Origin of the sequence: Zhongshania sp., from assembly GCF_041623545.1 — a bacterium.
In the GTDB taxonomy this organism is placed as follows: Bacteria; Pseudomonadota; Gammaproteobacteria; order Pseudomonadales; family Spongiibacteraceae; genus Spongiibacter.
On sequence record NZ_JBFJWS010000420.1, the window covers coordinates 1 to 2,030 of the forward strand.

At 47.6% G+C, this 2,030-nt stretch carries 3 protein-coding genes; 1 reads left to right on the plus strand and 2 read right to left on the minus strand.

Annotated elements, in window-relative coordinates; genetic code table 11:
- Positions 1-112 precede the first annotated feature (112 nt).
- Positions 113-439 (minus strand): hypothetical protein, encoded by a 327-nt coding sequence (locus ABYT30_RS18715; RefSeq protein ID WP_373078053.1) that lies wholly within the window; start codon positions 437-439, stop codon positions 113-115.
- Positions 440-632: 193 nt separating this feature from the next.
- On the opposite strand from ABYT30_RS18715, the gene ABYT30_RS18720 reads away from it, so the two are divergent.
- The gene (locus tag ABYT30_RS18720; RefSeq protein WP_373098037.1) at positions 633-1,019 is read left to right on the plus strand and encodes a response regulator; all 387 of its coding nucleotides are present in this window, start codon (positions 633-635) and stop codon (positions 1,017-1,019) included.
- A 14-nt stretch (positions 1,020-1,033) separates the two neighbouring features.
- Here ABYT30_RS18720 and queF read toward each other — a convergent pair whose 3' ends face one another.
- Positions 1,034-1,864, minus strand: coding sequence for an NADPH-dependent 7-cyano-7-deazaguanine reductase QueF (gene queF / locus ABYT30_RS18725; RefSeq protein WP_373098039.1), 831 nt, complete (start codon positions 1,862-1,864; stop codon positions 1,034-1,036).
- Positions 1,865-2,030: the final 166 nt, after the last annotated feature.

Consider the following 2,030-nt stretch of genomic DNA (forward strand, 5'->3'; position numbering starts at 1 on the left):
GAATAACTCATGCGCTGACTCAATGGGCACAGGCTAATTGTCGACTGCGGGCCATGCATAGAATAGTACTTCGCTTCCAGCGCACTCGATTTACTTTTTCGCCAAAAACTCATTAGGCGCAACGCTGATGGTAAGTAGGCGCGTCGAAACTTAATCGAACAACACGCCCGTAGGCAAAATCGATAATTTGCAATGGGGTACCTGAAAGCAAATGGCTGACAACTGAGCCCGGAAGATTAGGCAAACAAATCGCTTTGCGAGGCTCTTCGGCTTCAGCGAAAAGCAATACTAAATCGAGAATTTCCAAACCTTTTGAGGACTCTCTGGGGTATAGCGTGTAGTCGAAGCCTTGCTTTACGTCAGGCAGAATATTGTCGACCGCTATATGGCGTACGCTCCCATCATCGTCGTAGCCTAGCAAGTAACTTGCAATAAGCATGAAATACTCCTGAGCGTATTGAATATGCTGCCAAGTATGCTGCTAAGCCCAGCGACAGTGAATCCGTTCAACTACCTATCGAAAGCTAATTATCGGCCGCGAAAGCGTTGTCTACATACGGAGAATTACCTACAGCGCTGTAAACACGTCGCAATTATCCTAAACACTCTGATTTCCGTCGATGGGTTTCTACATGACCGAACACCGAAATCCAAATTTTTGGATTGTTGATGACTCTAGGGCCGACAGAATTATTTTCAAAGAAACACTCAGTCGTATGGGGACTAAGTCACAGCTGCGTGAAATTGACGACGGCGAAATTCTCTTAAGCGAACTTGAGCACAAAGAAAACAATGAACTCCCTGACGTAATATTTTTAGACATTAGTATGCGACGAATGAACGGAAAATCAGCCCTACAGCTCATTCGCGAAGAGAAGCGTTACGACCACATCTATATCGTGATGCAAACTGAATGTATCGCTCTTGGCGCCGATGCCTTTATCAGTAAATCCACCGACTTCAATACCTATCTTAAAAAACTTACGTCAGTTATAACCGCTTGGCAGGAAGCGGCTTAACAACTACCACATCCCTACTGCCTTGCTCCTCTGCTATTTTGTGGCTTCGCCAACACATCAGTACTTCGCCAGGGATTGATGTCTAAACCGCCTCGACGCAAATATCTGGCGTATACCGTTAAATTCTCGGGCGTACAGCACTGCTTAATGTCACTGAATATTTGCTCCACACAGTGCTCGTGAAAATCGTCGTGCTCACGAAAAGACACCAAATAAGCCAACAAGCCCTCGCGATCTATACGCGGCCCACGATAGTCTATCTCAATACTCGCCCAGTCGGGCTGAGATGTCACTGGACACCGTGAGCGCAGTAAATGGCTAAACAGCGCCTCCTCAACCACATCAGAGGTATTTGCGCTAAGCAGGGTCGCGGCTGGCTGGTATGCTTCAATACTGATATCAAGGTCGTCTATGCAATGCCCCTGGGGCTCAACAATGCCATGACTCTCCTGCCAAGTGCCTGGTGGGTGGATTGTAACCAAAACATCGGCTCCCGCCGCGGCAGTCAAATCGCGCTGTAGCAGCTGTGTCATGGCGTCGAGCCCGGCTAAACGAGTTTGATTAAATGAATTGAGATAAAGCTTAAAAGACTTAGATTCAATAATATTTGGGGACTGCGCTGGAATGCGAAACTCAGCGCAAGCAACGATAGGCTTACCCTTTTCATTCAAGCAAGACAGCTCATAGGCATTCCAAACATCAACCCCGACAAAGGGTAGGTCCCCCTTTACACCTAAACCAGCGCGTCCGTCTTGCCGAGGAATCGGGTGTAGGCAGTTTGGGTCGTATTGACCGGGGTAACTAACCTGTTCGCCCAAGGGCCCATGACCGAGATGTTTACTCATATATTTATCTGCCTTCTTTACAAAGCTGCTTACGCAAATATCTCTACTGACGTAGGCGAGTGCCCGTACGCAGAAGATGCATACAATAAGCGTAGGCCGCTATAGTAAACACCCCAACCATAATGAAGGCCGTGGTTACATTCACATCAGATACACCCAGCACACC

Coding starts and splice junctions, on each gene's coding strand:
- queF (WP_373098039.1), bottom strand. CDS start 1,864: ATGAGTAAACATCTCGGTCATGGGCCCTTGGGCGAACAGGTTAGTTAC.
- ABYT30_RS18720 (WP_373098037.1), top strand. CDS start 633: ATGACCGAACACCGAAATCCAAATTTTTGGATTGTTGATGACTCTAGG.
- ABYT30_RS18715 (WP_373078053.1), bottom strand. CDS start 439: ATGCTTATTGCAAGTTACTTGCTAGGCTACGACGATGATGGGAGCGTA.